Origin of the sequence: Tessaracoccus rhinocerotis, from assembly GCF_007197885.1 — a bacterium.
GTDB classification, from domain to species: domain Bacteria; phylum Actinomycetota; class Actinomycetes; order Propionibacteriales; family Propionibacteriaceae; genus Arachnia; species Arachnia rhinocerotis.
This window is the reverse complement of record NZ_VKKG01000001.1, coordinates 196,385-220,714: the sequence shown is the minus strand read 5'-3', so window position 1 is coordinate 220,714 and position 24,330 is coordinate 196,385. Positions and strand designations below refer to the sequence as shown.

Annotated in this window: 26 protein-coding genes; 14 read left to right on the top strand and 12 right to left on the bottom strand. The window is 69.4% G+C overall.

The window, feature by feature from the left end:
* Nucleotide 1 precedes the first annotated feature (1 nt).
* From FOJ82_RS01030 to FOJ82_RS01020, 3 genes are read left to right on the top strand one after another with little or no spacing between them, the layout of a single operon-like run.
* Nucleotides 2–1,672 (top strand): SulP family inorganic anion transporter, encoded by a 1,671-nt coding sequence (locus FOJ82_RS01030; protein ID WP_221932983.1) that lies wholly within the window; start codon nt 2–4, stop codon nt 1,670–1,672.
* Between the two features lie 31 nt (nt 1,673–1,703).
* A complete protein-coding gene (locus tag FOJ82_RS01025; protein WP_143936606.1) occupies nt 1,704–2,546 on the top strand; it encodes a DUF2510 domain-containing protein in 843 nt (280 codons plus the stop codon).
* A gap of 44 nt (nt 2,547–2,590) precedes the next feature.
* Nucleotides 2,591–3,526, top strand: coding sequence for an AEC family transporter (locus FOJ82_RS01020; protein ID WP_143936605.1), 936 nt, complete (start codon nt 2,591–2,593; stop codon nt 3,524–3,526).
* A 99-nt stretch (nt 3,527–3,625) separates the two neighbouring features.
* Here FOJ82_RS01020 and FOJ82_RS01015 read toward each other — a convergent pair whose 3' ends face one another.
* On the bottom strand, nt 3,626–4,327 hold the full coding sequence (locus FOJ82_RS01015) for a queuosine precursor transporter (protein ID WP_143936604.1): 702 nt from the start codon (nt 4,325–4,327) through the stop codon (nt 3,626–3,628).
* A 33-nt stretch (nt 4,328–4,360) separates the two neighbouring features.
* On the opposite strand from FOJ82_RS01015, the gene FOJ82_RS01010 reads away from it, so the two are divergent.
* The 6 genes from FOJ82_RS01010 to FOJ82_RS00985 all read left to right on the top strand — a co-directional run bounded on the left by FOJ82_RS01010 (nt 4,361) and on the right by FOJ82_RS00985 (nt 9,777).
* Nucleotides 4,361–4,807 (top strand): DUF5709 domain-containing protein, encoded by a 447-nt coding sequence (locus FOJ82_RS01010; protein WP_143936603.1) that lies wholly within the window; start codon nt 4,361–4,363, stop codon nt 4,805–4,807.
* Between the two features lie 153 nt (nt 4,808–4,960).
* Entirely contained in the window at nt 4,961–5,905 is a 945-nt protein-coding gene (locus tag FOJ82_RS01005) for a PhoH family protein (RefSeq protein ID WP_143937357.1), read from the top strand.
* Nucleotides 5,902–6,366, top strand: coding sequence for an rRNA maturation RNase YbeY (ybeY, locus tag FOJ82_RS01000; RefSeq protein ID WP_143936602.1), 465 nt, complete (start codon nt 5,902–5,904; stop codon nt 6,364–6,366). The genes FOJ82_RS01005 and ybeY overlap by 4 nt, the downstream gene beginning before the upstream one ends.
* A gap of 66 nt (nt 6,367–6,432) precedes the next feature.
* Nucleotides 6,433–7,689: an APC family permease gene (locus FOJ82_RS00995; protein WP_143936601.1), complete on the top strand. Its 1,257-nt coding sequence runs from the start codon at nt 6,433–6,435 to the stop codon at nt 7,687–7,689.
* Between the two features lie 160 nt (nt 7,690–7,849).
* Nucleotides 7,850–8,377, top strand: coding sequence for a hypothetical protein (locus FOJ82_RS00990; protein ID WP_143936600.1), 528 nt, complete (start codon nt 7,850–7,852; stop codon nt 8,375–8,377).
* Nucleotides 8,378–8,460: 83 nt separating this feature from the next.
* Entirely contained in the window at nt 8,461–9,777 is a 1,317-nt protein-coding gene (locus tag FOJ82_RS00985; RefSeq protein WP_143936599.1) for a hemolysin family protein, read from the top strand.
* A gap of 4 nt (nt 9,778–9,781) precedes the next feature.
* Here the strand turns inward: FOJ82_RS00985 and FOJ82_RS00980 are convergent, their stop codons facing one another.
* Nucleotides 9,782–10,453: a hypothetical protein gene (locus FOJ82_RS00980; protein WP_143936598.1), complete on the bottom strand. Its 672-nt coding sequence runs from the start codon at nt 10,451–10,453 to the stop codon at nt 9,782–9,784.
* 145 nt (nt 10,454–10,598) lie between these two features.
* Here FOJ82_RS00980 and era point away from each other — a divergent pair, with 145 nt between their 5' ends.
* Complete coding sequence (era, locus tag FOJ82_RS00975; protein ID WP_143936597.1) at nt 10,599–11,540, top strand: GTPase Era; 942 nt, start codon at nt 10,599–10,601, stop codon at nt 11,538–11,540.
* Nucleotides 11,541–11,754: 214 nt separating this feature from the next.
* Nucleotides 11,755–13,494, top strand: a complete 1,740-nt coding sequence (gene leuA / locus FOJ82_RS00970; RefSeq protein WP_143936596.1) for a 2-isopropylmalate synthase — start codon at nt 11,755–11,757, stop codon at nt 13,492–13,494.
* A 206-nt stretch (nt 13,495–13,700) separates the two neighbouring features.
* On the opposite strand, the gene FOJ82_RS00965 is transcribed toward leuA, so the two are convergent.
* The 3 genes from FOJ82_RS00965 to FOJ82_RS00960 all read right to left on the bottom strand — a co-directional run bounded on the left by FOJ82_RS00965 (nt 13,701) and on the right by FOJ82_RS00960 (nt 15,226).
* On the bottom strand, nt 13,701–13,985 hold the full coding sequence (locus FOJ82_RS00965) for a hypothetical protein (protein ID WP_143936595.1): 285 nt from the start codon (nt 13,983–13,985) through the stop codon (nt 13,701–13,703).
* 206 nt (nt 13,986–14,191) lie between these two features.
* Entirely contained in the window at nt 14,192–14,317 is a 126-nt protein-coding gene (locus tag FOJ82_RS16825; protein WP_281279912.1) for a hypothetical protein, read from the bottom strand.
* A 144-nt stretch (nt 14,318–14,461) separates the two neighbouring features.
* A complete protein-coding gene (locus tag FOJ82_RS00960; RefSeq protein WP_143936594.1) occupies nt 14,462–15,226 on the bottom strand; it encodes an isoprenyl transferase in 765 nt (254 codons plus the stop codon).
* A 49-nt stretch (nt 15,227–15,275) separates the two neighbouring features.
* Here FOJ82_RS00960 and recO point away from each other — a divergent pair, with 49 nt between their 5' ends.
* Nucleotides 15,276–16,001 carry a DNA repair protein RecO gene (gene recO / locus FOJ82_RS00955; protein WP_143936593.1) on the top strand — a complete coding sequence of 242 codons (726 nt, stop codon included), beginning with the start codon at nt 15,276–15,278 and terminating at the stop codon, nt 15,999–16,001.
* Here recO and FOJ82_RS00950 read toward each other — a convergent pair.
* The 4 genes from FOJ82_RS00950 to FOJ82_RS00935 are packed head-to-tail and all read right to left on the bottom strand — an operon-like array spanning nt 15,978 to nt 19,071.
* A complete protein-coding gene (locus tag FOJ82_RS00950; RefSeq protein ID WP_143936592.1) occupies nt 15,978–16,403 on the bottom strand; it encodes a Fur family transcriptional regulator in 426 nt (141 codons plus the stop codon). The two genes, recO and FOJ82_RS00950, sit on opposite strands and share 24 nt — an antisense overlap.
* A complete protein-coding gene (locus FOJ82_RS00945) occupies nt 16,390–17,367 on the bottom strand; it encodes a metal ABC transporter permease (protein ID WP_143936591.1) in 978 nt (325 codons plus the stop codon). The genes FOJ82_RS00950 and FOJ82_RS00945 overlap by 14 nt, the downstream gene beginning before the upstream one ends.
* Nucleotides 17,367–18,125 (bottom strand): metal ABC transporter ATP-binding protein, encoded by a 759-nt coding sequence (locus FOJ82_RS00940; protein ID WP_246099672.1) that lies wholly within the window; start codon nt 18,123–18,125, stop codon nt 17,367–17,369. The genes FOJ82_RS00945 and FOJ82_RS00940 overlap by 1 nt, the downstream gene beginning before the upstream one ends.
* A complete protein-coding gene (locus FOJ82_RS00935; RefSeq protein WP_143936590.1) occupies nt 18,112–19,071 on the bottom strand; it encodes a metal ABC transporter substrate-binding protein in 960 nt (319 codons plus the stop codon). Before FOJ82_RS00935 ends, FOJ82_RS00940 begins: the two co-directional genes overlap by 14 nt.
* Before the next feature lie 60 nt (nt 19,072–19,131).
* Between FOJ82_RS00935 and FOJ82_RS00930 the strand changes: the two genes are divergently transcribed.
* Nucleotides 19,132–19,434: an antibiotic biosynthesis monooxygenase family protein gene (locus FOJ82_RS00930; protein ID WP_143936589.1), complete on the top strand. Its 303-nt coding sequence runs from the start codon at nt 19,132–19,134 to the stop codon at nt 19,432–19,434.
* A 5-nt stretch (nt 19,435–19,439) separates the two neighbouring features.
* Here the strand turns inward: FOJ82_RS00930 and FOJ82_RS00925 are convergent, their stop codons facing one another.
* The gene (locus FOJ82_RS00925; RefSeq protein ID WP_143936588.1) at nt 19,440–20,207 is read right to left on the bottom strand and encodes a sugar isomerase domain-containing protein; all 768 of its coding nucleotides are present in this window, start codon (nt 20,205–20,207) and stop codon (nt 19,440–19,442) included.
* A gap of 26 nt (nt 20,208–20,233) precedes the next feature.
* Nucleotides 20,234–21,154 (bottom strand): MurR/RpiR family transcriptional regulator, encoded by a 921-nt coding sequence (locus FOJ82_RS00920; RefSeq protein ID WP_143936587.1) that lies wholly within the window; start codon nt 21,152–21,154, stop codon nt 20,234–20,236.
* A gap of 72 nt (nt 21,155–21,226) precedes the next feature.
* Here FOJ82_RS00920 and FOJ82_RS00915 point away from each other — a divergent pair, with 72 nt between their 5' ends.
* Nucleotides 21,227–22,246, top strand: a complete 1,020-nt coding sequence (locus tag FOJ82_RS00915) for an N-acetylglucosamine kinase (RefSeq protein WP_143936586.1) — start codon at nt 21,227–21,229, stop codon at nt 22,244–22,246.
* Between the two features lie 5 nt (nt 22,247–22,251).
* On the opposite strand, the gene FOJ82_RS00910 is transcribed toward FOJ82_RS00915, so the two are convergent.
* The gene (locus FOJ82_RS00910) at nt 22,252–24,294 is read right to left on the bottom strand and encodes a M3 family metallopeptidase (protein WP_143936585.1); all 2,043 of its coding nucleotides are present in this window, start codon (nt 24,292–24,294) and stop codon (nt 22,252–22,254) included.
* Nucleotides 24,295–24,330 lie beyond the last annotated feature (36 nt).

The window sequence follows — 24,330 nt, the reverse complement described above, 5'->3', positions numbered from 1 at the left end:
GTTGCTGCGCGGTGTCCGGGAGCTCCTGCCCGTTCGCAATGACTACGCCGAGCTTCCCACTTCCTGGCGCGTCGACATCTTCGCGGGGGTCACGGTCGGCATCGTGGCACTCCCACTGGCGCTGGCCTTCGGGGTCTCCTCCGGAGTCGGCGCCGCCGCCGGTCTCGCCACCGCAGTGGTGGCCGGCATCGTCGCGGCCGTGTTCGGCGGCAGCCACGTCCAGGTCTCGGGACCCACGGGCGCGATGGTGGTCGTCCTGGCCCCGATCGTCGCGAGCCATGGCGTGGGGAGCGTCGCGCTGCTGAGCGTGATGGCGGGTGTCATCGTGCTCGCACTCGGGATAACGAAGCTGGGTCGGGCCGTCGCGTTCATCCCATGGCCGGTGGTGGAGGGTTTCACGCTCGGCATCGGAGTCATCATCTTCCTCCAACAGGTGCCGCTCGCGCTCGCCGCCGAGGGAGTGGAGGGCATCAATGCCGTGGTTGCGGCATACCTGTCCGTCTCCGGGGCAGGAACTTCCACCCTCCTGTTGGCACTCGGCCTGATCCTGCTGGTGGTTGCCGTGCAACTGCTCGTGCCCAGGATCCACCGGGCGCTGCCCGCAAGCCTCATCGGCGTGGTGCTGGCCACTGTCCTGGTGGAGGTGCTCGGGATAGACGTACCGCGCATCGGGGCACTCCCGCAGTCGCTGGCCGCACCGTCGATACCGCCCATCAGCGCCGAACTGGTCACCCAGCTGGCCGGGCCGGCCGTGGCAGTGGCCCTGCTGGCGGCCATCGAGTCGCTCCTGTCCGCCCGGGTCGCCTCCGGCCTGCGTGGACCAGAGGGCACCACCACCGGTCCCTACCACCCGGACCGTGAGCTCGTCGGCCAGGGACTCGCCTCGGTCGCGGCGGGGCTCTTCGGGGGGATGCCCGCGACCGGCGCGATCGCCCGCACGGCCGTCAACGTCCGCAGCGGCGGCCGGACCCGGTTCTCGGTCGTGGTGCACTCGCTCGTGCTGCTGCTGGTGGTCTATGCGGGCTCCGGACTCGTCTCGCGCATCCCGATCGCCGCGCTCGCCGGGGTGCTGATGGTGACCGCGGCCAGGATGGTGTTCACCTCCACGGCGAAAGTGGTGCTGCGCTCGTCGCGCTCCAGCGCGGCGCTCTTCACGATCACCGCCTTCGTCACCGTGGCCTTCGACCTCATCGAGGCCATCCAGATCGGCGTGCTCGCCGCCGCCTTCTTCGCCCTGCGCGCAGTGGCGAAGATGTCCGGGGCGCGGCGCGAACAGCTCCCGGGGAGGCGGGAGGACGGCGACGGCCGGATCGCGCTGTTCCGGCTCGAGGGTTCCATGTTCTTCGGTGCCTCCGAACGCATCATGACCGAGATCTCGGCGGTCAAGGGCGTCGAGGTGGTGATCCTGCGGATGAGCCACCTGGACCTGTTGGACGCCACCGGCGCCCACACCCTCGTCGAGACCATCGACGAGCTGGAGAGCCGTGGCGTCACGGTGCTCATCAAGGGCGTGCGTTCGGTCCACACCCAGCTGGTGGAACGCGTGGGCGTTGTGGGCGCGCTGCGCCACCGCGAGCACCAGTTCGACGACCTCGCATTGGCGGTGGAGCACGCGCGCAGCCACGTCCGTCGCAACGCCGAGGCCCGCGCCCGGGCTGTGCCGCAGAGCTGAGGCGGGACCACGCGGGGACTACGCTGGCCCCATGTCAGCAGCCCCCGGTTGGTACCCGGACCCGCAGGACCCGGACCGTGCCCGCTACTGGGACGGTCATTCCTGGGCCGACGCCCCGGCCGCGGCTGGTGGCGGGTCCCGCAGGACGCGTCGCTGGCTGGTGCTGCTGGTGGTCCTGGCGGTCCTCGTGGTCGCGGTGGCACTGCTGTTGTCCCGGGTATTCGGCGGTGACGCCATCGCCGAGCCGGACCCCGAACCTACCGGGCCGCGGCCCACGCAGAGCCAGTGGGACGAACTGCCTGTCACGCAGTCCCCGACGCCCACCTCCGACACGGCGCCGTCGTCGGGGGAGGAGACGGTGTGCCCGAGCGGGGACCCGGAGGCCCGGAGCTCGGACTCCGACGGTGACTGGATCCGGGGCGGTGGCCTCTCCTTCCGGCACCCGGGCCCTGAATGGGAGCCGGTGTCCACGGAGGTCAACATCCCCTGGGCACACGATGCCGACGGCCTCCGCAATGACGGGGACCGTTGGTACAACGTGGTGATGGTGGCCGAGCTCCGCCCCGGGGAGGGGTTCACGGACCCGCGGGACTCGGCCCACACCGTCTTCGACTGCCAGGCCTCGGAGACCTACTACACGTCGGTTCGAAAGGTCGAGGTGGTGCTCGACGAGTCCGTCCAGGTGGACGGGCTGCAGGGCTGGCGCGTGCAGGGGCTCATCCACTCCGGTTCCGGCCTGGTCGACAGGGTGGACGTCATCGTCCTCGACGACGGCGAACGCCTGCCCACCTTCCATGGCGTCGTGAACTCGGAGGAGGCACCCAGGGTCGCCGACGTCGAAGAGGTGATCGACTCACTCCGGTACGAAGGGTGAGAGTCCCGGCGCCCGGCGATGATGGTGGGCACTAGGCTCGCGTCGTGACCGACGCATTCGCAGGAATCTCCACCATCTGGGTGGTGATTGGCGTCGGTTGGCTGGTGGCGCACCTGCGACTGGCCGACCACAAGGGCCGCAAGCTGATGGCGCTGCTGGCGTTCAACGTCGGGTCGCCCGCCCTGCTGTTCGTGCTGGTGGCCCGCGCGTCGCTGGACCACGTCTTCTCCATGACGGTGGTGGTCTCGGGCCTGGCCATCCTGGCCACCGGGACGCTCTATCTGCTGCTGGCAAGGCTGTTCGTCAGGCCCGGTCTCGGCGCCGCCGTCACTGGCTTCGTCGCCAGCTCCTACACCAACGCCGCCAACTTCGGCCTGCCCGTGGCGCTGGCGCTGCTGGGCGACGCCACGTGGATGGCGCCCATCCTGCTGATGCAGGTGGCGGTCATCATGCCCGTCTGGCTGGCCCTGCTCGACGTCGCCGGGGCGCGAGCCACCGGCGCTGAACTCGGGCTGGTGCGCTACCTCACCCTGCCCCTGCGCAACCCGATCACCGTCGCGATCCTCGCCGGTCTTGCCGTGAACCTGTTGGAGGTGCAGATCCCGCAGCCGGTCTGGGCGCCGGTCGAGATGGTCGGCGGCATTGCCGTTCCGCTGATGCTGATGGCGTTCGGCGTCTCGCTCAGGCTGGACCCGCTGCCCGGCGGCGGCCCGCACAGCCCCCACTCGTGGTTGACGGTCGCACTGAAGGTGGTGGGGCACCCGCTGTTGGCGTGGCTGCTGGGGCGGGCCTTCGGCCTGGGGGGCGCCGAGTTGTACGCCGTCGTCGTGCTGGGCGCGCTGCCGTCGGCGCAGAACGTGCACGTCGTGGCCACCCGCTACGGCGAGAGCGAGCTGCTCGCGCGGGACTCGGTGTTCTGGTCCACGATCCTCTCGGTGGGATCGCTGTTGGTGATTGCCGCGCTGCTCGGCCCGGGCTGAGCCGCTCACCGGGGCGACCCGACACGCCGTTCAGAACGGAGTCGGAGGGTGCGGGTTCCCCCTGCCGCGATTCCGTGCGGCGTGTCGGGTCGGTGGCGCTCAGGCGGCCGGCTGGTAGGTCGGTTCGTGCCGCTTCACCAGCGCGATGACGCGGTAGGTTACCGGCAGCATGACCACCTCGACGAGGACCTTGTAGACGTACCCGACGACGATGTAGTTGCCGAGGGTGCCGAGGCCGACGACGCCCCCGAAGGCGACCACGCAGAAGATCACCGTGTCGGCCGCCTCGCCGACGAGCGTGGATCCCAGCAGCCGTGTCCACAGCGACCCGTCCTTGGACCTCTCCTTGAGCCTCACCAGCACGTAGGCATTGAGGAACTGCCCGGCGAGGTACGCCAGGCCGCTCGCCAGCACGATCCGCGGGACGAACCCCAGGATGGTGGTGAAGGCCTCCTGCCCGCCCCAGTCGGCGGCGGGAGGTGCGGCTCCCACCGCCAGGAAAACCACCGAGGCCAGCGCCGAGACGACGAAGCCGAGGAGGATCGCGCGGCGTGCCCCCTTCAGGCCGAACACCTCGGCCAGCACGTCGCCGAGGATGTAGGTCATGGGGAACAGGAACGCTCCGCCGTCGGTGATGATCGGCAGCACCGGGAACCCGAGGACCTCGACGTCGGGGCCGAACTGGATCAGCTTCGTGGCCGCGACGTTGGAGATCAGGAGGAAGGCGCAGAAAAGCGCGACGATCACGTCGTAGTTGCCGCCCGGGCGGCGCGCGAAACGGGAATCGGTGGGGTTTGTCACCGGTCAACCATAAGGGGGTGGCAAGATTGCTTCATGGAAGCCACCGACGATTTCATGAACGAGCAGGTACCGGACGAGTCAGAGCAGCTGGACCAGCTGCAGGAGGGGGACTCGCTCGTCAACCGTGGGGTGGCCGACGTCCTCGACGAGGGGTACACCACCCCCGAGGGCTGGTCACCGGCGCAACGATTCGGCAACACGCCGGCCGAGATGCGCCAGGGCGAGACGATCGAGCAGAGGGTCAAGCAGGAGGTCCCTGAGCCGGACCCGGACCAGCAGTCCGACGGCGAGCGCTGGAACAAGGACGGCGACAAGCGACAGGTGGGCGGCGAGCGCGCCGGCCGCCTGATGGGGGTGCAGGGGCCGGGAGGCCGGCAGCACACCCTCGGGGTCGACGTCGGCTATTCGGGAGGCGCAGCCAGCGCCGAGGAGGCCGCGATGCACGTCATCTCGGACGAGGACGAGGACCAGCTCGACTGATCCCTCCGGTCCGCTCCGGCGTTGGCCTAGACTTGCCCACGACGTGGGCGAACGGCGCCCGCTCGGAGACGAAGAAGGCTCACCCTGACTCCCTCGCACGCACTGGAGGCGCAGCCCGGCACCCGTGTGGTGCAGGTTCCTGCCTCCATGGACATGGTCAACCTGCTCGGCCCACGGGACGACTTCCTGCGCATCCTCGAGCGTGAACTGGGAGCGGACCTCCACGTCCGCGGCGGCCAGATCACGCTGAGCGGCAGCGCCGCCGACGTCGCCCACGCAGCCGACGTCCTCACCGAACTCATCACGATCATCCGGACCGGACAGGGCCTCACCGGTGAAGACGTCGAGCGCGTCGTCGGCATGGCCTCGGATCCCGAGGCCACGGCCAGCGAGATCCTCACCGCGGACATCGTCTCCTCGCGCGGCAAGACCGTGCGGCCCAAGACGTTGAACCAGAAGCGCTACGTCGACGCCATCGACCAGCACACCGTGGTGTTCGGCATCGGTCCGGCCGGCACCGGCAAGACTTACCTCGCCATGGCGAAGGCGGTGCAGGCGCTGCAGGCCAAGCAGGTGAGCCGCATCATCCTCACCCGTCCGGCGATCGAGGCGGGGGAGCGGCTCGGGTTCCTGCCCGGCACGCTGAACGACAAGATCGACCCCTACGTGCGGCCCCTCTACGACGCGCTGCACGACATGGTCGACCCCGACGCCGTGCCGAAGCTGCTCACCTCCGGAACGGTCGAGGTGGCACCGCTGGCCTACATGCGCGGCCGCACGCTCAACGACGCGTTCATCATCCTCGACGAGGCGCAGAACACCTCCAGCGAACAGATGAAGATGTTCCTCACCCGCCTGGGCTTCGGTTCCAAGGTCGTGGTCACGGGTGACGTCACGCAGGTGGACCTCCCGGGGGGCGTGCGCAGCGGCCTGCGGCAGGTGCAGGGCATCCTCGACGGCCTCGACGACATCGCGTTCTGCACCCTGACCTCTCGGGACGTGGTGCGCCACCGCCTGGTGGGCCGCATCGTCGCCGCCTACGACCAGTTCGACTCCGTCAACAACGCACCCAACGAGCACAGGCCGAGGACGAGATGATCGACATCAACAACGAGTCCGGCGAGACGGCGGACGAGCAGGGGCTCGTGGCCTTGGCCGGTTTCGCTCTCGAGAAGCTGCGGATCCACCCGCAGGCCGAGTTGTCCATCCTGCTGGTGGACTCCGAGACCATGGCCGGCTACCACGAGCGGTTCATGGACCTGCCCGGACCCACCGACGTCATGAGCTTCCCGATGGACGAGCTCCGCGCTCCGGCCGACGACGAGGACCCGCCCATGGGGCTGCTCGGCGACATCGTGCTCTGCCCGCAGGTGACCCGCGCGCAGGCAGCCGAGAACGGCCGGGAACCCAACGCCGAGGCCGAGTACCTGCTCATCCACGGCCTGCTCCACCTGCTCGGGCACGACCACGCCGAGCCCGAGGAGAAGGCAGTCATGTTCGGGCTGAACGACAAGATCATCGCCGCCTGGGAGATCGCCCGGGCCGAGCGCACCAGCTAGCTCCCACCAGCCGTCCCCAGCCGCCCGCCGGACGGTGGGCGGATCAATCTGCCGACAGGAGTACCCGTGACCCAGTCGCAGCTCAGCCGCCGCCTGGGCGTATGGGACGCATTCTTCATCGGGGTTGCCTCGATGGTGGGCGCCGGCGTATTCGCCGTCTTCGCGCCCGCCGCCGCGGTGGCCGGGGGCGCCCTGCTGATCGGGTTGCTGGTGGCCGGTTTCGTGGCGTGGTGCAACGCGACCTCCTCGGCCCAGCTGGCCGCGCAGTACCACGGCGCCGGTGGCACCTACCTGTACGGCCGTGAGGTGCTGGGGCCGTGGTCCGGCTACCTCGCCGGTTGGAGCTTCGTGATCGGTAAGACCGCCTCGTGCGCGGCCATGGCCATGGTCTTCGCGGCCTACTGGGTGCCTGAGACCTGGCAGAAGCCGGTGGCGATCGGCCTGGTCTGGGTGCTGGTCGCGGTGAACTACTTCGGAGTGACGCGCACGGCGCAGGTCGCCAGGGTGCTGGTGCTGGTGGCGCTCGCGGGACTGCTGGTGGCACTGGGGACGGGCTGGGGGACCATGGCCGTCGGCTCGCCGGCCGTCGCCCTGCCCGAGGGCCCGGGCGGCTGGTACGGAGTCCTGCAGTCGGCGGGTCTGATGTTCTTCGCCTTCGCCGGATACGCGCGGATCGCCACCATGGGCGAGGAGGTCAGGGACCCCGCCCGCACGATCCCCCGAGCCATCGTCGCGGCACTGGGCGTGGTGCTGGTCCTGTACGCGGCCGTGGCGGTCAGCCTGCTGGCGCTGGTGGGACCGGAGAGGCTGGCTGCGACGAGCGCCCCGCTGACGCTGCTCGTCGAGGGCGCTCCGGTGGCCACCGCTGTCCTGGTGGTTGGCGCCGTGGCCGCAAGCGCCGGTGCCCTGCTGGGGCTGCTGACCGGCATCGGGCGGACCTGGCTGGCGATGGCGCGCGAGTCCGACATGCCGCAGTGGTTCGCGGTCACGCACCCGGTCCACAAGGTGCCACACCGGGTGGAGATCGCGCTGGGGATCGTGCTCACAGTCGTGATCGCGCTCGTGGACCTGCGGGGAGCGATCGGCTTCTCGTCCTTCGGCGTGCTCCTCTACTACTTCGTGGCCAATGTTGCGGCCCATCGGCAGGGGGTCGAGCACCGCCGGTTCCCCCGCTGGCTGCAGGTGGCAGGCGCCGTGGCGTGCCTCACGCTGGTCGTGACACTTCCGTGGCAATCGGTCGTCACGGGCGTGGCCGTGGTTGCGGTCGGCCTCCTCCTGCGCGGGCTCGGACTCCGGATTTCGGGACGATCCGCGCAGTCCTGATGCGCATTAGGGCTCATCTGATGTCTGACGCTTGACCCGCCCGAAACGGGCCACCCATAGTTGCGGGAACCGCACATGAAGAGTGGGCGGGGAGACACGGAGGTCTTGCATGCGTGCTACGAGGCGAACGCCGAAATTACTGATTCTACTGACGGCAGTCGTGACTGCGATCAGTCTTGCCGTCCCGTTCGGGGCGCCGAGCTTGGCCAGGGCGGCAGAGGTCGGTGAATGGGTCCCCGGGCAGTACGGCCAGTATCGGATCTCTTCGGTGGCGCCCCAGAAGTCGGCGTACGAGGTGGGCGACGTGGTCACCCTTAAGTTCCGCTTCGAGACCACGGACGCCACGGCACCCAATCGCGAGATCGTCACCACGTCCGACACTCTCTCCAACGCAGACAGCTGCACCTGGTACTACCCGGCCAGTGTTTCCAATCCTCCCGTGCCCCGACGCGAGATCCTGCCCGGTGGAACCGGGGCAAGTATGACTGTGGGCCCGCTCGCCCGCAACGGCGCCTGGACCGCGGAGGACGGCCGCCAGTGGACCACCGAGTGCGACAACGCGACGACTGGTCGCGGCGGCTGTCGCAGCTACGTGTGGGCCGACGTCTGGCAGCCCGTGACCGCAGGGTCGAGCCAGTTCGAGCTGGTCCAGAAGTGGGTGCTGAACAACATGGTCCGCTTCTCCTGAAGGTGATCCCCGAAGGGCTGCCCCGGTCGGATAGACTGGGGCAGCCCTTTTCCCTCTCGGCAGAGATGAGTTGATCACCCACCGTGACGCAGGCGGAGTGGACCACACTGGTCGTCGCGTTGGTCAGCGCAGTGTTCGCATCGGGCCTGGCGGCCGTTGAGACGGCACTGTCCACCCTCTCGCGGGGACGCGCGGACAAGATGGTCGAGGAGGCGGTCCCGGGCGCCGGACGGATCCAGCAGATCGCGCAGGACCCGGCGCCGTCGATCAACGCCGTCATGTTCACGCGGATGCTGCTCGAGACGGCAACCGTCTTGCTCGTGGCGCTGGTCGTGTTCGACAACGTCCAGGGCCTGTGGCCCAGGCTGGGTCTGACGATCGGAAGCATGCTGCTGGTCTCTTTCATCTTCTGGGGGGTCGCGCCGCGCACCATCGGGCGGCAGCGCCCCGAGGGGGTGATGCGTGCCTTCGCTCTGCCGGTCTCCGTCCTCACCACACTCCTCGGGCCGGTGACCGCGATCCTGGTGCTGATCGGCAACGCCTTGACTCCCGGTCGTGGGTTCGCCGACGGGCCGTTCGCCTCCGAGGCGGAGCTGCGTGAGTACGTGGACCTGGCCGAGGCGAACGACCTGATCGAGGCCGAGGAGTCGAAGATGATCCACTCCGTCTTCGAGCTCGGTGACACCCTCGTGAAGGAGGTGATGGTGCCGCGCCCCGACATGGTCTTCGTGCCGCTGGAGCGGACCCTGCGCCAGCTCCTGTCACTGTCCCTGCGCTCGGGCTTCTCCAGGATCCCCGTCGTGGGCGAGGGCGGAATCGACGACGTGCAGGGGATCGTCTACCTCAAGGACGTGATGCGCCGCATCTACGACTACCCAGACGCGGAGAAGCTCGAGACGGTGGGGGACCACATGCGGCCCGCCTCCTTCGTCCCCGACTCGAAGCCGGCCGCAGACCTGCTGCGGGAGATGCAGGTGACCCACTCGCACCTCGTGGTGGTCATCGACGAGTTCGGCGGCACCGCTGGCCTCGTGACCATGGAGGACATCGTCGAGGAGATCGTTGGCGAGATCGTCGACGAGTACGACGACGAGATCGAGGCCGTCGTCCCCCTCGACGACGGCCGGTACCGCGTCTCGTCCCGCCTGCCGCTGGACGAGTGCGGAGACCTGTTCGACCGTGATTGGGACGACGAGGACGTCGAGACCGTCGGCGGGCTCATGGCCAAGCTGCTGAACCTCGTGCCCATCCCCGGTTCGATGGTGGTCCACGACGGCATCGAGATGGTCGCCGACCGAGCCGTCGGGCGCCGCCACCAGGTGGGGACCGTGCTGGTCCGTCGCCTCACCGAGGAGGACCTGGAGCCGACGCCCGACGAGGCCGGATCAGACGCGGACTGAGCTGTCAGTTCCTCTGGTCGGGGTCGATCGGGTTCCCGTAGGGGTCCAGACGTCGGCCCTGCTCGTCGCGGGGTGCGTCGTGGTCATCGGGCAGGACGTCCCGGTCGTCACGGCGGAGTTCGTCGTCGCGACCGAGGTCGTCACGGCGGATGTCGTCGTCGCGGCGGAGGTTGTCGTCGCCGTGGAGGTCGTCCCCGCGGTGGACGTCGCGCCCCCCGAGGGTGGAGTCGCGGTCATCGCGTCGATGACGCCCGTCGTCGGCGTCGGTGCGCGGGTCGAGCTCGTCGGCCCGGTGCAGTCTCCGGTCCCGCTCCTGGACTGCTTCACCCAGTTTCTCGTTGCTGTGTTGGGCCTCCTCGTCGCGGAGCTGAGCCTCCTCCGCGGCCCTGGCAGAGCGCTCCTCCGCGGCCTCGGCCTCCCGCCTGAGGCTGTCGGCGCGCGCACCCTCGGAACGCGCCTCCTCGCGCACGGCCTCGGCTCGTGCGGCGAGTCCGTCCGCCCTTTCCTTGCGGGCGGAGACGATCCTGTCGTCCTCGTGCGCCCTGGCGCGGAGTTGCTCGGCGCGCTCGATCCTCGCGCCCTTGCTGCCGCGTGTCGCGGCCACGACGATGGCGATGATGATGGCAAGCACCACCACCGCAATCACTACCCACACCCAAATCGGCCAGTCCGGCATGACAATCCTCCGTCCATCTGAATCAGTGGTTCTTCCGACACTAGACCCCGACGGGTGCCGACACAGGCAGATCGTCGAAACACCTCACATCGCACCGGTTGCCACGAAGCCCCCGGGATGACGGGTCCGATAGACTCGGCGGATCATGACTGAGAACCAGACCCCCGAGCAGGGCTTCCGATCGGGCTTCGCTTGCTTCGTGGGCCGCCCGAACGCCGGGAAGTCAACCCTCACCAACGCGCTCGTGGGCCAGAAGATCGCTATCGCCTCGTCGAAGCCGCAAACCACGCGCCACGTGGTCCGCGGCATCATCACGCGACCCGACGGGCAGTTGGTGCTCATCGACACCCCTGGCCTGCACAAACCGCGCACACTGCTCGGTGAACGCCTCAACGACCTCGTGAAGGACACCTGGAGCGAGGTCGACATCGTCGGCATCTGCCTGCCGTGCGACCAGCGGATCGGCCCCGGAGACACCTTCATCGCCAAGCAGATCGCCGAGCTCGAGAACAAGCCGAAGGTCATCGCGATCGCCACGAAGACCGACCTCGTCTCCAAGGACAGGGTCCTCTCCCACCTGGTGGACATCGCGAAGCTGGGCGAGGAGCTCGGCATCGACTGGGCGGCGGTCGTGCCCTGCTCCGCCGAGCTCGGCGACCAGCTCGACGACGTGGAGCGAGTCCTGCTGGACCTGCTGCCCGAGGGGCCGGCCTGGTACCCGGAGGGCGAGATCACCGACGAGCCCGAAGAGACGCTGATCGCGGAACTGATCCGCGAGGCGGCGCTCGAGGGCGTCCGTGACGAGCTGCCGCACTCCATTGCAGTCATGATCGACGAGATCCTGCCCCGTGCCGACCGCCCGGAGGACAAGCCCCTGCTGGACGTCTTCGCCACCATCGTGGTGGAGCGCGATTCCCAGAAGGGCATCGTGATCGGCCACCGCGGGGCACGGTTGAAGGACATCGGCACGCAGGCTCGTCACCAGATCAACCGGCTGCTGGGCACCCCGGTGCACCTGAGCCTCCACGTGAAGGTCCTCAAGGAATGGCAGCGCGACGCCAAGTACCTGAACCGGCTCGGTTTCTGAGCAAACGACGCGGCTGCCGCGGCCGCGGTGGCGTCCACATCGCGGGTCGCGCTTGCCGATGGCCCCCTCGGGGCCTAAAGTCGCGTTCGTGGCACAGCAGTTCCTGCTCCTTGGTTGCCGCAGCGGGGCCCGCTCCTGAATGGAACAGCCAGCCCCCTCGCTGCGGAGTCTCGTCGTGCCTGGCGCCCACCACACCAGCTGAGGAGCTGAACCGATGGATATCAACACCCGCATCCAGCCCAAGCCCGTGCAGCAGCCCACCCCGATGCCGGTGGACCGCTACAAGCCCTTCCGGCCAGTCACTGTGCCGGACCGCACGTGGCCGGACCAGAACATCACCAAGGCGCCGCGCTGGCTCTCCACCGACCTGCGAGACGGCAACCAGGCCCTGATCGACCCGATGACCCCCGCCCGCAAGCTGCGCATGTTCGAGATGCTCGTGGAACTGGGGTTCAAGGAGATCGAGGTTGGCTTCCCCTCGGCGTCGCTGACCGACTTCGACTTCGTCCGCCAGCTGATCGAGCAGGACAAGGTCCCCGACGACGTGACCATCTCGGTGCTGACTCAGGCCCGTGAGGACCTCATCGGCCGGACCGCGGAGTCGCTAGTGGGGGCGCGTCGCGCAACCATCCACATGTACAACGCGACGGCAGAGCTGTTCCGTCGGGTCGTGTTCCGCATCTCGGAGACCGAGTGCGTGCAGATGGCGGTGCGCGGTACCGAGCACGTCATGAAGTACGCCGACAAGTACCTGGGCGACGTCGAGTTCGGCTACCAGTACAGCCCCGAGATCTTCACCCAGACGCCGACGGACTTCGCCATCGAGGTCTGCAACGCCGTCACGGACGTGTGGCAGCCCTCCGCTGAGCGAGAGATCATCTTCAACCTGCCCGCCACCGTGGAGCGCTCAACGCCGAACACCTACGCGGACCAGATCGAGTACTTCTGCCGCAACGTCCGCAGCCGAGAGCACGTCGCGGTCTCGCTGCACCCCCACAACGACCGCGGCACGGCCGTCGCGGCCGCCGAACTGGGCCAGATGGCCGGCGCCGACCGCGTGGAGGGCTGCCTGTTCGGGCACGGGGAGCGAACCGGCAACGTCGACCTGGTCACCCTTGCCCTGAACCTGTACACGCAGGGCGTGGACCCGCAGCTGGACCTCTCCGACATCGACCACGTCCGCCGCACCGTCGAGTACTGCACCGGCCTGCCCGTGCACCCGCGCCACCCCTACGCCGGCGACCTGGTCTACACCGCTTTCTCCGGCTCCCACCAGGACGCCATCAAGAAGGGCCTGGAGTACCTGCAGGTTGAGGCCGGCAGGCAGGGCAAGAGCGTTGACGAGATCGAGTGGGAGGCCCCGTACCTGCCGATCGACCCGCACGACGTCGGCCGCACCTACGAGGCCGTCATCCGCGTGAACTCGCAGTCAGGCAAGGGTGGCATGGCCTACCTGATGAAGTCCGAGGCCAAGCTGGACCTGCCCCGTCGGCTCCAGATGGAGTTCAGCCGCGTCGTCCAGGCCCACACCGACAACGAGGGCGGGGAGGTGACCGCCCAGGAGATGGTGGACTTCTTCAACCGGGAGTACCTCTCCGAAGGCGTCTGGTCACTCGCCAGGGCCGGGTCCACCTCCGAGAACGGGCAGTTCCACATCACGGCAACCGTCGCTGGACCCGACGGCGAGCTCGAGGTGGAGGGCGAGGGCAACGGACCGGTGTCCGCCTTCGTCGACGCGCTCGTCGAGGCCGGGGCCCACGTCCGCGTGCTGGACTACCACGAGCACGCGATGGACTCCGGCGGGGACGCGACTGCCGCGGCCTACGTCGAGTGCGAGGTGGGCGAGGGCGAGGACGCGCAGGTGTTCTGGGGCGTCGGCATCGACCCGAGCATCACCAGCGCCTCCATGAAGGCCATCCTGAGCGCCATCAACAGGGCGCGCCGGGAGTCCTGAGGCGGCCGCTGCCACTTCGACCGGTCCTGCGCGCGCCGTGGTGTGGTGACCAGCCTCCGCGAGAATACGCTTTCTGAGCGCTACTGGAACCGGTTGTCGGCGTGTCGCGGACCGCTGTCACCACGGGATCGTAGTCGCGGCCCGAGGTTCCGCTCGACTGGGGGTGTCGGGGAGTGCTGCTGCACTCCCCGACACGATTCCGGTGCTCATCGCGGCTCGGGGGACTGGGCGCCCTGGAGCCAGGCGCGGGCGACCCCGTCGGTGTGTTCGGCCCGGGCCGCATCAGAGATGCGCTCGAGCTCGTTTTCTCGTCGGTCCTGCTCGTCCCGGGCTGCGTTGCGGGCCCCGCGCAGCAGCAGCCACAGGCCGATGCGCATCGAGATGCGATCAGTCAGCGTGGCACCAGGGATCGAGGGCAACTCGGTGAGCGCGGCTGCGGTCACGAGCTGTTCAGGAGGGTGGGCGGTTTCGGGCACGTGCATCGTGTTCACGATGTTTCCTTCGGTTGGTGTTGGTTGCCGGGGACGCCAGTCGTCACCGGAAGACGTGGGGAGATGACGCGCATGCTCGACGGACGGACGCAGGATCGCTCCGGGTCGCCCTCGGGGCATGCAGGGGGTGGGAGACGACGGGCAACGAAGCCCATCTGTTCACATGGAGTGGTGCGTCTCCTCAGAGACGCGGCGGTGGCGCGGCCTTACGCCTGGTACGTACCGGAGGTGCGGACGCCGAGGACCGAGATGCAAATGGTGGAGACGGTGGCGGCATTGCGGACGGGGCCGGACGCGGTGGCCTTGGTGGTGGGAGCCTGGGTGATGTCCATCAGGATCCCCTCCTCTCGTCTCGCGGTGCGCGACCGTCCCGGTCAGGTCGATCGGGGGTTGACACTACTCCGCCCCGACGAGGGGCGTCAAGGACTCCGCGCCAACTCCCCAGCCGTGTCGCGCGAGACGGGCCGGGGCCGGGCTCAGGCGCTGCCGAACCGGCGCTCGCGGGAGCTGTACTGCTCGACGGCCGCCCAGAGGTCACGACGGTCGAAGTCGGGCCACAGCCGATCGAGGAAGATGAACTCTGCGTAGGCGGACTGCCACAGCAGGAAGTTGGAGGTGCGCTGCTCACCGGAGCTGCGCAGGAACAGGTCGACGTCGGGGATCTCGGGCTCGTCGAGGAACTTGGCGAACCGGGCCTCGGTCAGTCGCTCGGGGTCCAGGTTGCCGGCGGCGGCCTGCCGGGCGATCTCCCGTGCGGCGTCGACGATCTCCGCCCGCCCCCCGTAGTTCACGCAGAACTGCAGGGTCAGCTTGGTGTTGTCCTTGCTCTGTTCCTCGGCGGACTCGAGCTCCTTGATGACGGAGCCCCACAGGCGGGGACGACGGCCGGCCCAGCGGATCCGAACACCCATGGCGTCGAGCTCGTCGCGGCGGCGGTGGATGACGTCGCGGTTGAAGCCCATCAGCCAGCGGACCTCGTCGGGGGAGCGCTTCCAGTTCTCCGTGGAGAAGGCGTACGCGGAGAGGTACGGGATGCCCATCTCCAGCGCTCCGTGGATCACATCCAGCAGGGCTCCCTCACCCCGGGCGTGGCCCTCCGTGCGCTTCATGCCCCGCTGCTTGGCCCAGCGCCCGTTGCCGTCCATCACGATCGCGACGTGCCTTGGCAGCGCCTTCGCCGGGATCTTCGGGGCGGTCGCGCCGCTCGGGTGAGGGGGCGGGAGCCGGTAGGAGTCTGCCACCCTGCGAGCCTACCGGGAGCCGTCGGCGCCGGCTCGTAGACTGGGGCGCGTGGCGACCTATCGTGACGAGGCAGTTGTGCTGCGCACCTACCAACTCGGTGAGGCCGACCGCATCATCTGCCTCCTCACGCGCGCCCATGGCAAGGTGCGCGCCGTCGCGAAGGGGGTGCGCCGCACCAGCAGCAAGTTCGGCTCCCGGCTGGAGCCGTTCAGCCACGTGGACATCCAGTTCGCGGAGGGTCGCGGCAGCCTCGAGGTGGTCACGCAGGTCGAGACCCTCCACCCGAGCCAGCTCGGGCTGGACTACGACCGCTTCACCGCGGGCCAGGTGCTGGTCGAGACCGCGGAGCGGCTGGTCGCCGAGGACGGCGTGCCTGCGCTGCAGCAGTACCGGCTGCTGCTGGGTGCCTTGTTGGCGATGAACCGTGCGGACATGTCGCCCAACGCGGTGGTGGACTCCTACCTGCTGAGGTCGCTTGCGATCGCGGGCTGGGCCGTCGTGCTGGAGAGCTGCTCGGGCTGCGGGTCGGTCGACGACGTCGGCTGGTTCAACCCGCAGGGCGGCGGCACCGTGTGCGTCCGCTGCCGGCCCCCGTCGTCGGCCCGGGTCGACCAGGATTCCCTGCGCCACCTGACGGCGTTGCTCACAGGAGACTGGGAGACGGTCTCCCGGACGGAGCCGGGCGTGGCGAGGCGCTGCCACGGGCTCGTGGTGGCGTTCGCGAGCTGGCACATGGACCGTGGCCTGCGCTCAATCCCGTTCCTCGAGCGCTGAGCACTCGGCGCACAGGCCGAAGATCTCGATCTCGTGGCCGGCGTCGGTGAAGCCGTGCTCGGCGGCGACGTCGTGGGCCCACCGCTCCACGGAGACGGCCGCGATCTCCACGGTGGCGCCGCACTCCCGGCACACCAGGTGGTGGTGGTGCCCGGTGGAGCAGCGACGGTACGCGGCCTCCCCGTCGGGGGTGCGCAGGACATCGACCTCGCCGGAGTCGGCCATTGCCTGCAGCGCACGGTAGACCGTGGCGAGGCCCACCTTGTCCCCGAGCCGGCGCAGGTCCTCGTGCACCTGGGCGGCCGTGCGGAACTCGCCCATCCGGGCCAGCAGGTCCCGCACCGCGGCGCGCTGCCAGGTGTGGCGGGTGGGTGGGCTGGTGGGCTGCTCAGTGCTCGTCATAGTGGTCTCCGTGGCGGGCGTGTCTGTGTCCGTCGTGGACGTAGTCGAGGTGGTCACCGTGCTGGATCACGCGGGCGCCGGCGGGCGGGGAGGCGGCGTGGCCCTCAGCCCGCTCGTGCTCGTGGTCCCCATGGTCCTCGACATAGGGGATGAACCTACGCTTGCGCTGCAATGGACCGGCGACGATCCACGAGACACCAAGCAGGAGGATGGCGACCACGACGATCGTCGCGCCGGAGGCGGTGTCCAGGTAGAAGGAGCCGACCGTGCCGAGCAGCGCAGCGAGCATCCCGATGCCCATGGCGCCGAAGAAGGCGGCCTTGAAGCCGACGAAAAGTTGCTGGGAGGTGGCAACCGGGATCACCATCAGTGCACTGATCAGCAGCAGACCGACGGTTCTCATCGACACGCTGACGGTGACGGCAGCCACCACGACGATCATCAGGTTCAGCAGGTTCACCCGCACGCCCAGGACCTTTGCGTAGTCCTCGTCCACGGCGACGGCGAACAGGCGCTGCGAGAGGCCGACGGTGAGCACGAGCACCACCACGGCGAGCACGAGGATCACCCACAGGTCGGGTCCGCTGACGGAGGTGAGGGAACCGAACAGGAACGCCGAGAGCCCGGCAGGGCCCTGTCCCGAGATGCCGGCCATCATCACGCCGGAGGCCAGGCCGCCGTAGAACAGGATGGCCAGCCCCAGGTCGCCCGAGGCCTTGCCGTGCTGGCGGGCCAGTTCGACGGCGACGGCGCCCAGCACGCTGACCACGATGGCCATCTGCAGCGGTGCGGTGTTTGTGAGGAACGCCAGGCCGACGCCCATGATGGCGACGTGGCCCAGCCCGTCGCCCAGCAGGCTCAGCTTGCGCTGCACGATGTACATGCCGATGGCCGGGGCCATCAGGCCACTGAGGAGGGCGGCCAGCAGCGCGCGCTGCATGAACGGATAGGCGAGGATCTCCATCACTCGCCCCCCGCCACCGGGTCGAGGAGGCCGATCTCGGAGTGCTCGGCCAACTCGGGGTCACAGTCCATGGTGGAGGTTGGGGCGTCGTGGTCGGCGAGGCGGCCGTCGCACAGCGTGATGGTGCGGTCGAGCACCTCGGCCATCGGGCCGAGCTCGTGCAGCACGATCACCAGGCCGAGCCCGTCGGCGCGCAGGCCGGCGAGCAGGTTGGCCAGCCCGGCCTGGCTGTGCAGGTCGACACCGGCGAAGGGTTCATCCATCACCAGCAGTTCGGGCTGGGTGGACAGGGCGCGCGCGATCAGGGTGCGCTGCTTCTGGCCGCCGGAGAGGCTGCGGAAGGGCCACTTCGCACGGTCCGCCAGGCCCACGAGTTGCAGGGCGTCGGCGACGGCGGCGCGGTCGGCGCGGCGGAACCAGCGGAACGGCCGGCGGTGGGGGAGGCGCCCGGAGGCGACGATCTCCTGAACGGTCGCGTTGGAGACGTTGAGCGAGGAGTGTTGCGGCACGTATCCGACGCGCGACCACTGCCTGAAGTCCTGCAACGGCTGCCCGAACAGCCTCACGGTTCCCCCCTGGACCTGGTTCAGCCCCACGACCGCACGGACCAGCGTCGACTTGCCGGAGCCGTTTCCGCCGAGCACGGCAACGGCCTCCCCCCGGCCCACGTGCAGGGAGACGTCGCGCAGGATCGGCAGGCCGCCGAGGGAGACGTAGACCCCGTCGGCGGCCAGCAGTTCGTTGTCAGGAGCAGCCATTGGCGTCCCGGATGGCCTGGAGATTTGCGCGCATCACAGCAGAGTAGTCCTCCCCGGCCGACTCCTCTGTGAGTGACTCCAGCGGATCCAGCACCGCGGTCCGCAGTCCGAGGTCTCCTGCGATGGAGTCGGCGACCGCGTCAGATGCTTGGGACTCGAAGAAGATGGTGGTGGCGCCGTGCTCCCGCGCCAGTTCCTGCACCTCGGCGATGCGCGCGGGCGACGGTTCCGCGTGGGGGGTGAGGCCGACGACGGCGACCTGCTCGAGGTCGTAGCGCTCGGTCAGGTAGCCGAAGGCGGCGTGAGAGACGAAGATCTCACGACGTTCGCACTCGGCGAGTCCGGTGGCGAACTCCTCATCCAGCGCAACCAGCGCGACCCGTGACCGGACGGCGTTCTCCTTGAAGGCCTCGGAATCCTCCGGGGACACTGCAGCCAGCTCCTCGGAGATGGCCTCGACGACGTCCGCCAGGCGGGTGGGGTCGAGCCAGAAGTGCGGGTCCGCCTCCCCGTGGTCGTGGCCCTCGTCCTCGTGCCCCTCGTCCTCGTGGCCCTCGTCCGCGTGCCCGGGCTCGTCGGCGGCGTGCTCGGTCAGCCGGGCCACCTCCGAGACCTCGATCACGTTCTGGGCCCCCGACTGGGCGATCGCGTCGTCGACGGCGGGCTGGAAGCCGGCCAGGTACACCACGACGTCGGCCTCGGTCAGGGCGACGATCTGCTGGGGGGAGAGTTCCAGGTCGTGGGCCTCGGTCCCGGGGGTGGTGAGGTTGGAGACGGCGACGGCGTCGCCGCCTGCAAGCTCGGCCGCGTGCGCCAGCGGGTAGAAGGCGGCTGCGACCCGGAGCCCTTCGGCGTCGCCGTCCCCCGGAGCGGGCGACTTGGCGCCGCAGGCGGTCAGCGCGAGGGCTCCGGCGGTCAGGACGGCGGCGAGTGCACGAGATGTCATGAGAATCAGTATCAATAACCTGGTGGTCCGGTGTCAACTCAGCTCGGCTAGGCTGCGGCCATGCTCCTCGCGATCTCCCGCTTCTCCGAACCCGGACCAGACTTCGAGGCCGGGGCCCGCGCCGTGGTCGAGTTCTGGCAGCAGCGGGACGGATGCCTGTCGGTCGAGCTCGTCCGCAACCTGGACGAACAGTCCATGTGGGCCATCGTGAGCCGTTGGGAGTCAGTGGGCGCCTACCGCCGCTCGTTCGGGGGCTACGACGCCAAGGTGGTCCTGACCCCGGTCCTCAGTCGTGCGATCGACGAACCGTCGGCCTACCTGGCCCCCGAGGAGCTGGGGGAGAACCTGCCCCGGGGGCTCTGAGCGGCTCAGCGTTGGTACAGGTGCGGCCGGATGCGCGCCCCGAACCGGTCCTGCAGCACGTTGTTGTGCTCGTCGCCGCCGGGGATGTTGGCAGAGATGAACATCGGCGGCAGCGTGCCGGAGGCCTGCAGTCGGGCGGCGGTCTCGATGGTGAGGAGCTGCGCGATGTAGGCGGCGGTCAGCGACGAGACCGGCCCCACCTTCAGGCCCTCGGTGATCTCGAGCGTGGCATCGCCGTAGGGTGCGTGGTTGTCGATGACGACGTCGGCCACCTCGAACAGACGCTTGCCCGAACGGTGCTTGGAGGTGACCCGGGAGCTGTGGTCCAGGCTGGTCACCGCGATGACCGGGAGGCCCTCGGCCTGTGCGCGCAGCGCCAGCCCGATGGTGGAGCCGTTCGCCCCGGAGTTGGAGGCGATGATGAGGGCGTCCGTGGGGTGGATCTCGTAGAGCTCGTAGAGCTGGTCGGCGGTCGAGTCGTCGCGCTCCAGCTCCGCGCCCCCGATCTCGGAGACGCTGGTGCGGCCGCCGAGGAAGAACAGGTCCTTCTGGGTCATGTGGTGCGTGGGGATGAACCCGCCGGCGCGGCCCGCGATCTCCATGGCGAACGCCTCCGAGTGGCCCGTTCCGAAGGCGTGCAGGACGCCGTCGCGGGCGAAGGTCTCCACCATGATCGTGACCGCGTCGTCGAAGCGGCCGGCGGCAGCGTCCTCATCGAGGGCCCGCAGGCGCTTGGTGACCTCTTCGGAGAAGGAGGTGGCGAGTTCGTGCATTCTGTTCTCCCTGTTGTTCCTGGCCGTCACGACTGCTGGCGACGGCGGGGGTTGTTGTGGTTGTCGATGACGGCGGCGCTCAGTGCGAGTGCCTCCTGCGTCCTGGTGTAGGTGGCCTTGGCCACCAGCATGTACAAGACGTTGCAGGCGAACATCTGCACCGTCTGTGCTGCGATTCCGCCGGCGCTGAAGAACTGGTCCGGCGGCGAGGTGCGCAGGTGCGTGTCGGCGAGCTCGGCCAGCGGGGAGTGCGGGTCGCTGGTCATCGCGACGGTGGTCGCACCGGTGTCCCTGGCTGCTGCCAGCATCTCCACCACCTCGGAGGTCCTGCCTGAGTTGGAGATGGCGATCGCTGTCGAGCCGAGCTGGAGCAGCGACGCGCTCATCAGGCCGTGGTGGACCTCGGACCACGAGTGGGTGTGCACGCCGATCCGGTAGAGCCTGTCGTGCAGGCTGTGGGCCACGGTTGCGCTCCCGGCGACGCCGTAGATGTCCACGCGCGGGCTGGCGGCGATGGCGCCGGCCGCGGTTTCGAAGTCGTCCAGGGCGATCAGGTCGGCAGCCGCCTGGATACTGTTGATGTGGCTCAGCCGCAGCGTCTTGAGCAATGCGGTGCTGCTCTCGTCGGGATCGAACGTCCGGCCGAGTTCGTGCACGAATTCGGTCTGGGCGTCGGAGCGGCCGAGGTCGGCGGCAACCCCCACCCGCAGGGGGACGTAGCCGCCGTAGCCAAGTTGGCGGCAGAACCGGGTCACCGTCGGCGGCGAGGTGCCCGCGCGATCCGCGAGTTCGGTGATGGACAGCGTCAGCGGTAGCTCCGGGTTCCCCAGCAGGAGGCGGGCGATCTTGGCCATGGATGGTGACAGACTTGGCAGGGCGGCCTGCACCCGCGCGAGCAGTCCGAACTCTGGGCTCGGTACCCCGGTGACGGCGGGTTCGGATTCCATGGCGGAAATTCCTGTTCGTCTGTAGGCTGACTACGTGAAACATACTTTCAGTGGCTGGGGGGTGTCAACCTGATGGGCGAACGGTTGCCCGAGGGAACGTTAGTGCTTGCCGTCGACGCCGGAGGCACTTCCTGCAGAACAGCGCTCGTCGACTTCGGAGGAACCTGTAGGGGGCTAGGCCTCGCAGGTTCCGCGAATCCGTTGGCAACCGACGACGGCGATGCCGCCGCGGCGATCGTGACCAGTGCGCTCGGGGCCGTGGACATGGCGGGAGCCGATCCGGCTGACGTCCGCCTCGTCCTGCTGGCGGCCGCCGGTGGGGGCCACCGGCCCGCCTTCATGCAGATGATCAGCACGTCGTTGGGCCTGCGCGGCGTGCACGCTCCCGTGGCGATGGAGGCCGACGGCCTGGCCGCGTTCTGCTCCGGGACCCACCTCGGGCACGGGTACGTGCTGGTCGCCGGAACCGGCGCCGTCGCGCACCGCGTCGAGGGTGGTCGCAGCATCCGGTCCGTCGATGGCCTCGGCTGGTTGCTGGGCGACATCGGCTCCGGCTTCTGGGTGGGCCAGCGGGTGGTGCGGGCCGTGCTGGCGGACTTGGACGGCACTGGCCCCAGCACCGGGCTCACCCCGCTGCTGGTGTCCGCGATGGGCCTGCAGCACCTCGTCGACGAGCGAGACGCCCTGAACGGCAGGCCCCGCTTGGTGCACGAGATCGGGATCACGAGCTATTCGGAACTGCCCGTGCGGCTCGCGCGGTACGCATCGCTGGTCTTCGCGGTGCCGGAGGATGAGGTCGCCCGGGAGATCCTCGACGAGGCGGCCGCCGGCCTCGCGGTCACGCTGCGGGCGGCGCTGGCCGACGGGGCCCCGGGACCGGTGGTGGTTGCCGGTGGACTGCTGACGGGCGCGCACGGGCTCAGGCAGCGGTTGGAGCGGGTGCTGGGCGACGAGCTGCCGCCGGAGGGACTGGTCCCGGTGGTCGACGGACTCGTCGGTTCAGCGGTGTTGGCGCTCCGGCGGCTCGGGGTGGACGTCGACGCCGCCGTGTTCGAGCGCCTCACCCACTCCGTCGCAGCCTGCCGGGGCTGAGCCGTTCACCCCAGGCCGAAGCGCTCCAGCAGGTGGCGCACGTCGGGGTCGGCTCCGCGGAAGTCGCGGTAGGAGTCCATCGCCTCCACCGAGCCGCCGGGGGCGAGCAGGCGGCGCCGGAACCGCTCACCGGTTTCCCGGGACAGGCCGCCGGCCTCCCGGAACCAGGCGACGGTGTCGGCGTCCATCACCTCGGACCACAGGTAGGAGTAGTAGGCGGCACCGTAGCCACCGGAGAAGATGTGCGCGAAGTAGGCGCTGCGGTACCGCGGCGGCACCAGGGGGAAGCTGACCCCAGCCGCCTCCAGCGCACCGGCCTCGAACGCCTCGACCTCCTCGGCGCCGCCGGGAAGTTCCTCCACGGCGCTCTGGTGCCAGGCCTGGTCCAGCAGCTGCGCCGCGACGGTCTCGAACGTCTGGTGCCCGATGCCTTGCCGTCGGCCTGCGACGAGCCGATCGATCCACTCGGCGGGGATCGGCTCACCGGTCTCGTGGTGCACGGCATACCTCGCGATCAGCGCGGGCTCCCATGCCCAGATCTCGTTGACCTGCGAGGGGAACTCGACGAAGTCCGTCGGCACCGCGGTGCCGGACAGGGAGGCGTAGCGCACGTGGGAGAGCAGGCCGTGCAGGTCGTGCCCGAACTCGTGGAACAGCGTGATGACGTTGTCCCAGGTCAGCAGGCTGGGGGAGCCGGCGGCCGGCCTGGGGAAATTGCAGGTGTTGGTGACCACCGGCAGGTCACCGAACAGCAGGGACTGGTCCACGATGCTGGTCATCCAGGCGCCGCCCTGCTTGGTGGGGCGCGTGAAGGGATCGATCACGACGGCCCCCAGGACGGCACCGTCGTCCTCGCGCACCTCGAAGACGCGGGCGTCGGCCGTGTAGCCGACCAGCTCCGGCCGCTCGTGGAAAGTGATCCCGTACAGGGCGGTGGCTGCGGCGAAGACCCCCTCGTGGAGGACGCGCTCGAACTCCAGGTACGGGCGCAGGGCCTGCTGGTCGACGGAGTTGGCCGCGGCGGCGCGGGCGGCGTAGAACTGCCAGTCCCACGGCTCCAGCGTGGCATCCGGAGCATCCTTGGCGAGCAGCGCCTGGAGCTCGACGGCCTCCCGCTCCACCAGCTCCCGCGCACCCGGGGCGACCTGCGCGAGCAGCTGGTTGATCGCCCCGGTGGTGCGGGCGCAGCCGTCGCCGGCGACGTAGGCAACGTGGTGTTCGAATCCAAGCAGTTGGGCCCGCTCGTGCCTGAGGTGGGCTGTGCGGACCGCCAGCTCGCGGGTGTCGTGCTCCCCGGCCAGGCCCCGGGCCACCGAGGCGCGGAAGATGCGCTCGCGCAGGCCGCGGTCGGTCAGGTCCTCGAGGGCCGGTTGGGTCGTGGTGTTGACGATGTCGATGAGCCATCCGTCCAGACCGGCCGCCTCCGCGGAGGACCTGGCCGAGGCCCGGTCGTCGTCTGAGAGGCCGTCCAGTTCGGCGGGGTCGGTGACGTGCACTCCGGCGGCGTTGCGGCCGGCCACGAGCAACTCCTGGAACTGGGCCGAGAGCGTGGCGAGCTCCACGTTGAGGGCCCGGAGGCGTTCCTTCTCCGCCTCGGGCAGGGCGATGCCGCCGCGGCGGAAGGCGCGCAGGTGCTCCTCGATCCGGTGGGAGTCCTGGGCGTCGAGCTCGATCTCGCCCCTCTCGCCCCGGTCCTTCAGCTGGAGCAGCCGCTCGTAGAGGCGCGCGTCCAGCAGGATCGCGTCCCCGTGGGCGGCCAGCTTCGGCGCGAACTCCTCCTCGATGGCGTCTCGCACGGGGTTGGTGTCGGCTGCCTTGGCGACCCAGAAGGCGTTCATGGCCCGGGTCAGGGTGGCCCCGCTGCGCTCCCAGTCCTCGAGAGTGTTGGCCACCGTCGGGATGTGCGGGTTGGTGGCGATGGCGTCGAGGGTGTTGAGCTGCTCGGCCATGCCGATGCTGATCGCCTCACGGACCTGGTCGTCGCCGAGGTTGGCGTAGTCGGGCAGCTGGAACGGGAGCTCGGAGGGCTGCAGCAGCGGATTCGTCATGGAACCATCCAACCGCATCCGCAGGGCAACGTCAGG